Annotated in this window: 8 protein-coding genes; 2 read left to right on the forward strand and 6 right to left on the reverse strand. The window is 24.8% G+C overall.

What is annotated here, in order from left to right; all coding sequences use genetic code 11:
- Window positions 1-335 precede the first annotated feature (335 nt).
- The 6 genes from Q0V09_RS05705 to Q0V09_RS05730 form a co-directional block, all read right to left on the reverse strand.
- A complete protein-coding gene (locus Q0V09_RS05705) occupies window positions 336-1271 on the reverse strand; it encodes a lysine exporter LysO family protein (RefSeq protein WP_297407851.1) in 936 nt (311 codons plus the stop codon).
- 195 nt (window positions 1272-1466) lie between these two features.
- Window positions 1467-2423: a zincin-like metallopeptidase domain-containing protein gene (locus tag Q0V09_RS05710; protein ID WP_297487599.1), complete on the reverse strand. Its 957-nt coding sequence runs from the start codon at window positions 2421-2423 to the stop codon at window positions 1467-1469.
- Between the two features lie 12 nt (window positions 2424-2435).
- Window positions 2436-2858, reverse strand: coding sequence for a hypothetical protein (locus Q0V09_RS05715; RefSeq protein WP_297487601.1), 423 nt, complete (start codon window positions 2856-2858; stop codon window positions 2436-2438).
- Entirely contained in the window at window positions 2851-3225 is a 375-nt protein-coding gene (locus Q0V09_RS05720) for a hypothetical protein (protein WP_297487603.1), read from the reverse strand. Before Q0V09_RS05720 ends, Q0V09_RS05715 begins: the two co-directional genes overlap by 8 nt.
- A 25-nt stretch (window positions 3226-3250) precedes the next feature.
- Window positions 3251-3523, reverse strand: a complete 273-nt coding sequence (locus tag Q0V09_RS05725; protein WP_297487605.1) for a hypothetical protein — start codon at window positions 3521-3523, stop codon at window positions 3251-3253.
- Window positions 3524-3534: 11 nt separating this feature from the next.
- Window positions 3535-5976, reverse strand: coding sequence for a MobA/MobL family protein (locus Q0V09_RS05730; RefSeq protein WP_297487607.1), 2442 nt, complete (start codon window positions 5974-5976; stop codon window positions 3535-3537).
- Between the two features lie 407 nt (window positions 5977-6383).
- Here Q0V09_RS05730 and Q0V09_RS05735 point away from each other — a divergent pair, with 407 nt between their 5' ends.
- Window positions 6384-6713 carry a TrbC/VirB2 family protein gene (locus Q0V09_RS05735; protein ID WP_297487610.1) on the forward strand — a complete coding sequence of 110 codons (330 nt, stop codon included), beginning with the start codon at window positions 6384-6386 and terminating at the stop codon, window positions 6711-6713.
- 25 nt (window positions 6714-6738) lie between these two features.
- Window positions 6739-7029: VirB8/TrbF family protein (locus tag Q0V09_RS05740; protein WP_297487612.1), on the forward strand; the 291-nt coding region annotated here is incomplete at its 3' end.

Below are 7029 nucleotides of genomic sequence, written 5' to 3' on the forward strand. Positions count from 1 at the left end.
CATCTTTTACTGTTCTCTCTGAACCAACAACTATGAAAGCTCTTTTTCCTTTAATTGTTTTTAAATATTCTGATGCATTTGCACCAAAGAATACATCTCTTGGGATCGTAAATCTTTGCATTGTGTTACCTCCGTATATTAATTTTTATTATTTCATCTTTGTGTTTACTTTTCGTCATTTACAAAGACAGTATAATCTTGTTTTAAGAATATGTCAACAACTTTTGTTCTAGTGCAGAACAGAGAGAATTGTAACAGTTGTCTGTTTTGGCACAAAATTATCATATATGACAACTTCTACTCTCATGTGATAATAAATAAATAATAAAATAAATTTATAATACTGATGATAATAATGGTAATAAAAAAGGAATGATAAAAGTCAGAATCGTCCCTGTTATCAGGGTAACTAAACCTAATCTAGGTCCAACAAATTTTGTTACAGGTATAAGCATAGCATCCATATTTCCTGCTGCTCCTCCTGCAATAGGACTTCCAATACTAATTTTTATTAAAAATGGCATAAAAATTATAGTTAATAATTCTCGCATTATATTAACAATAAATCCATATGTTCCAACCTCCAAACCATACATTTTTACCATAAAAGCTCCGGTAAGACTATAATAACTCATTCCACTTGCTGAAATGACTGAAACATTTAATGGTAAATTTAAAATTTTTCCGGCTATTATCCCTCCCATTATGCTTCCCGCAGTAATTGCAATAGATAACCAGATTATTTTTATCCCCAATATATTTATAAAACTAAAGATTTCTTTTTCTACTCCTTGAGATATTCCGACACATATGTATAAAATTATTAAAAATGATGTAAACATCATTTCTATAAATAATGGATCAATATAATTTTGTCCCAACATTCCTATTCCAATTCCTCCAACTAAACTTAATGGCATTATCCAAACTAAACCATTTTCTTTTTTTTGAAGATTAGAATCACTATTAAAATCTTTTACTTTCGATAAAATATCAATTTTTTCAAGAGGTAAAACCGTCTTTTCACATATAACAGTAAATATAACACTAAACCCGATTGCAAAACTAGATATGATTATACAGTTAAGACCAATTTTAAGAAAATTTTCTAAAATAGAACTATCTACTCCTATTCCAATTCCAATTGTAAAAATTAATAAAGACAAAGCAACTGTTGATATTTTTTCAGAATAAATAGCTAATCTGTTATCTTTAACATATATTCCTAAGAATATTCCAATTCCCAAACATAAAAATGGCAAAAGTATCATTAAAATTCCTCCGTAAAATTAGTTTATAATTTATGATTAATTTTCACATACTCTATTAAATTTTAGATGTCAATTTAATTTTTTCCATCCTACTAAATTGGATGTAGCAACATCATATCCACGAGATAATTCAGCCATTGTGAGATCTACAAGAGTTTTCTTAAACTCTTCTGTATAACCACTATTAAGCGTATCTTACCTTCCTTTTTCTTCTATTTGTTCTTTTGTTTTTATTAAATCTTTCATACTTGGTTGTTTTTCATTTTCATAAGATAAAACTTTATTAGCAATTTTATTCGCTTCTTTTCCTGCTTTAAAAAATTCATTAGGGTCATTTTTTAGTGCTTTTATCCAACTTTGTAAGTAGGCTTTTGTATTTTCTTTATCTTCATTTGTATATGTTATTCCTTTACTTTGAGCTATAAAAAAAGATGAAAATTCGGCTCTCAATTCTTCTTTCGCATAACTTTCAGAACCAAATTTATTATGTATATTTCGGTTCATTCTTAGCTCATGTCCTGTACTATGAGATAGTTCATGCAGTGCAGTTCCATAAAAAGCATTTTCACTTTTAAAAAATTTTTGATGTGGCATATGAATTTCATCTTTATTTGAAGAATAGAAAGCATTTTCTGAATCATAAAAAAATGGAACATTTGAATTTTCAATTATTTTATCTATTTTGTTGTAATTAACTTCAATTTTAGGTTTTTCAAATGCTGGGATATTGTCTATTTGTTCTCCATTGAAAACAGAATATGTTTTGGCACAAGAATAGACATTTTGATTTTTATAATCTATTTGTTCTTTATTTGATAATGAAGAAATAGATTTAGGATCAAATTGTTTTTTTGTTTTTTTATCATAAAGTTCAAAAAATTCAATAGATGTTGCTTTTTCTCCTTTTTTAACTTGCCATTTATTATTTTGAGCTTGTTTATACGTTAGCCAACGAGTATCTTCATACTCTTTTTGCATACCTCTAAATGACAGCATTAAATTATTATTTCCATTATATTCTTTGTTTGTTGTTGGATTAAAAGGTGGACCTAATGTTCCCCATTTTTTTAGCCAAACTAAACCTTTTTCTTTTTCTAAACTTTCAATAACTTCATCAACAAATTTTTTTCTGTTTTCTAAAATTTTTTCCATTATTTAAACCTCCTAAAGAAAAGTAGAAGCCTTTTTTTTGTCAATAATAACTACACTTTCAGGGATTTCATCTTTAAACATATTTTCATCTTCTAACTCCCAACCAAAATAATCGGCTATTTCTTCCGTTGATTTATAGTCAAAAGGATTTCCTTTTCTTAAACCATTTATATAATTAATTTTTTCTATTATTTCTCCGTTTTCATTAAAGATAGATAAATAACCTTCAATTTCCCCATTGGTATTTACTTTTGCATATTTTTTAATATTTCCATTTTCAAAATAAGCAAAATACTCTGTATCTGTGTATTTTTCATCAATCAAATTTTTAGGTTCATTTTTGGGGGGGTCTTGTTTTGATAGAGTTTCTAATTTTGATATTTGAACTGGTTTTTTATTTATTTTTTGTTTAAAAAAATCAAAAAATTTAGTCATGCATTTCATCTCCTTTAATCTTTAGTTTTTTGAAAAAATATTCTAAACCTTTTTGTTGAAAATATAAGTGATTGTCAATATTTGTATAATTGAAAGAAAAAAAGATTCCTGTTAAAACTAATAAATTTAAATTATCTATTTTTGCTATTTCTGTCAAAGCTCCTCTTTTTATAAGAAATGAATTTCTTTTTTTAATTTCAAGAGTAGTTAAAGAAATTATTTGGTCGTTATCATATTTTTTTAAATTTTTAATAAAAGGAAAACCAATATTTTCAAGATTCTTTAAATCTAAAGAATTTATTTCTATTTTAAAAAAATAACCTAAAATAATTTCTTTGTTATACAAAAGTAAACCTGTTATTTCCATAGCCATACCTATGTAAAGTAATTTTTTAGCTCTCTGTTCTCTTTTTTTCTTCTGTATTTGGTTTTTTTTCTTTATTTTCTCTAATCTTATTATCTGGTTTAACTTCTTTTTTTCTTTCTGTAATTTTTGTAATATCTTTATTTCTTTCAATTTCTATCAATCCCCCATTCTTATAAAATATAGATTTTCCACTATATACAGGGGTTGAATTTTCTGTATTTTGTTCTTTTTTAAAATTATCTTCTGAATAACAAAGAACAGAAGATAATACTAAACTAAGCAATGTTAACTTTTTCATTCTGCACCTCTTTATCTTTCGTATTCATATTCTTTTTTTCTTTCTTTTTCTTCCAATTCTAATTTTAAATTATTTTCTCGATCTCTTATATTTTTGTTTGTTTCTAAAACTTTTTTAAGACTATTTATTCCGTGTTTAATAGACCTTGATATTTGAACCTCTTTATTTTGATAATGCTTGTATGGACTCCATGAAGAACTTTTGTCAAACTTTTCTATTTCTCTTAACATAACATATTTTTTCCATATATTTTTATTTAATGCTTTAATTTCTTTATCTAGTCCTATTTTTTCATCTTTTAATTGTTTTTCAAATTCTTTGAAACTAGCTTTAAAATTATCTGTACTAGATAATTTGTCTAGCTCATTTTTTGAAGTTATTGATACTTTTATTTTTTGTTCTTCTGCTAAAATTGAAGAACTTAGTTTATTTCTTTTAAAAAAATTGATTTTTGAAGTTGATTCTAAAGAATTTTTTAAGTGAGACAAAACTTCTTTAGATATTTTTATATTTTCAAGTTCTTTAGAATAATGATTGTTTGTTAATTTATCAAGTACAGCACCATTTAATTTATTTTTATCCGTTAAAATTTCATCTAAAGATTTCTGTTTTTCTAAAAGTGGACTTAACTTTTCTTTTAGTTCTTTTTTATCTTTTTTAATTTTTGTTTCAAGTATATCATAATCAAATATTTTAAGTTCTTTAGTCGCTGTTATCAGTTCTTTTTCTTTAATAAATAGCTCTAAATTATTATTATAAATACTTTTCGCATATTTTTCAGTATCGTTTAAATAATACTTTTTACTATCTCGCAAACTCTCAACATCTGCAACAAGAGAGAAATATTTTTCTTCTTTAGAAATATAAATATCTTCTTTTTTAGTTTTTAAAAGGTCTGAAAGAACCTCTTTTTCTATTTTTAAACTATGATCTAATTTTTCTTTTAACTCTTTTACTAAAATATGGTTATTTAGTTCTCCAATAAAAGCATTATATTTTTCTAAAGAAATATTAATATCGTCTTTATTTGTTTTAACTTTTTCTAAGTATGTATTATATTCATCTTGTTTTATAGTTCTATATGAAAATTCTTGGTCTTTAAGATTTTCTCGTTCTGATTCTAAAGCAAAAACTTTTTCAGTTATTCCCTCTAATTGGTATTTAGTTAATATTTGTTTTGCTAATTCTTCTGTTTTTTCATGTTCTAATTCTTTTAGTCTAAAAGATATATTTTCATAAGAATAATATTTGTATTTATTATCAAATTTACCTTTAATTGGAATATTGATATGATTTTCTTTTTCTATTTTATAATCTTTAAAAGTTTTATTATATTCAGTTTTATAAAGTTCTGTAAAATATTTTTTTTCAGTTTCTCTAGTATTAGACAAAACAAAAAGAACCCTAGCATATTTCTTTTCGGCTTTTACAGCTTTTTCAATATTTTCTATTTCTTTTGTGATTTGAATTTTTTGTTCTCTAAATTCTTTTTGTTGTGGAAACAAAAGAATTGACTTTTCAATAGTTCTTAAATTTCTTAACTCTTTAAAATATTGACCTTTAGAAGATATATTTAAAGCTCTTTTTTCAAGTTCTTCAACGGTATCTTTTTCTATTTTGATTAATTGAATTAAAGTTTCTTTTTCTGTTGGAACTGATTTTTGTTCTCTTATTTTTAATTCTCTTTCTTTTTCTTTTTTTACTTCAACATTATTCAAATGTTCTGAATACATTTTCTTTTCAGTATTATTTAATTTATCAATTCCTAATATTTTTTCTTTTTGTAAAACTATCTTATCTCCATTGATTGGGGTTCTATCATAAAAATCAGCTTTTATATAATCGTTATTATTTATTGATTTTTCTTTTAAATTTTCTAATGATTCACAACTAACTCTATCAGTAAATCCATTTTTTTCTAATTCTTGATTAACCAAAACTTCCCAAGATTTTCTAATAGATAAAAGTTTTTCTTTCTTTTTCCATTCTCTGTCTTTTTTAGCTCCTCCAAGTTCAGGATTAATTGAGTTAGCTCTTTTAAAAAATTGTTCTAAAGTTCTATCTATATTATCAAGTTTTCTATCTGTAAACATTAAATGGCAATGTAAGTTTTTATTAATATCATTAGTTGAATTTGGGCTATGTATTGCAAAAGAATAAGGGTGATTTTTTCCAACTTCTTTATCCACAAATTTTTTAATAAGTTCAATGCCTTGTTCTTTTGTAAATTCGTTAGGAATAGAAAGTTCAAATTCACGATAAGTTAATCCATTAACTCTTTCTTCTTCATCTGCTTTTTGCCAAAATTCAATAGGATTATATGCTAAATTTCCATGTTCTTTATATACTAAGTCTCCTTTATCTTTATACTTATTTTCTCTTAATATATATTCAGCATGTGGTTTAGCTTTTCCAACTTGACCTCTTTTCATTTGACAACGATAAATAGCCATTAAAAATCACCTCCTTTTTTCTTATTAACAACGTAGTTACCCCAAAAACAAAATTGGACTGGCGAAAGCCGTCTAATTTTCACGGATAATGTTTCTACGAAGTAGAAACGGGTATACGTGCATTATTCTTTTTTTTTGATAATTAAAATTAACGTTAAATAAGCTTTTATTTCTTTTGATTTATGTTAATTTTTTATTTTATAATACATAATTTAATTTAATATTGCAATGAATTATAAACAGAAATAAATTAATACAATTTCAAAAACACACTAAATATTCTAATAAAGAGACATCTCGTTCTTTTTAAGAATAAATTTTTTTAAAAAACTTGCAGGTTAAAAAACAATAATATATAACTAATTAAAGTTCAAAGTACATATTTAACATAAAATGGAGGGATTTAAATGAAAAAAATTCTTTTTAGTTTATTAAAAAATTATTATGTAGGTATCTTTTTATTCGGATTTTTATTTCTATCACAAAATGGATTTGCAAGTGCAACAAGTATGCCGTGGGAAGGGCCTCTTGATAAAATATTAAAATCTATGACTGGACCAGTTGCTAAAGCTGTTGGAGTTTTAGCTATTGTTGCAGTTGGTGGAGCTATGGCTTTTGGAGAAATGGGTTCAGCTATGAAAAAGTTATTAAGTATAGTTTTAGGATTATCAATAATTTTCGCAGCCTCAACTTGGGGGTTAACATTCTTTGGCTTTGCAGGTTCGGTTCAAATGTAAAAACTTATATTAAGTGAGGTTAAAAATGAAATACTATAAACCTGATAAAAATAGAAAAATACAAGAAAATGGAGAAAATAATCCTTTTGATTCTTTTCATGATAATTATTTTAAACTAACTAAGTCTATAAGGAATTGGCAAATTGCCTTTTTTTCAATGTTTATAATTTGTTTACTTTCTTTAGCAATGGCTTTTAAATTAGCGACACAAAGTTCTATTATTCCATATATTGTTGAAGTAAATAAAGAAACGGGAATTGTAAAAGGAGTAGATTTTATAAATAAAATTAGATATACCACTAATGATAAATTAATA

Origin of the sequence: uncultured Cetobacterium sp., from assembly GCF_947039425.1 — a bacterium.
In the GTDB taxonomy this organism is placed as follows: Bacteria; Fusobacteriota; Fusobacteriia; order Fusobacteriales; family Fusobacteriaceae; genus Cetobacterium_A.

Excerpts from the sequence above, each read along its gene's own strand:
- Q0V09_RS05705 (WP_297407851.1), bottom strand. The coding sequence starts at position 1,271 with ATGATACTTTTGCCATTTTTATGTTTGGGAATTGGAATATTCTTAGGA.
- Q0V09_RS05710 (WP_297487599.1), bottom strand. The coding sequence starts at position 2,423 with ATGGAAAAAATTTTAGAAAACAGAAAAAAATTTGTTGATGAAGTTATT.
- Q0V09_RS05715 (WP_297487601.1), bottom strand. The coding sequence starts at position 2,858 with ATGACTAAATTTTTTGATTTTTTTAAACAAAAAATAAATAAAAAACCA.
- Q0V09_RS05720 (WP_297487603.1), bottom strand. The coding sequence starts at position 3,225 with ATGGAAATAACAGGTTTACTTTTGTATAACAAAGAAATTATTTTAGGT.
- Q0V09_RS05725 (WP_297487605.1), bottom strand. The coding sequence starts at position 3,523 with ATGAAAAAGTTAACATTGCTTAGTTTAGTATTATCTTCTGTTCTTTGT.
- Q0V09_RS05730 (WP_297487607.1), bottom strand. The coding sequence starts at position 5,976 with ATGGCTATTTATCGTTGTCAAATGAAAAGAGGTCAAGTTGGAAAAGCT.
- Q0V09_RS05735 (WP_297487610.1), top strand. The coding sequence starts at position 6,384 with ATGAAAAAAATTCTTTTTAGTTTATTAAAAAATTATTATGTAGGTATC.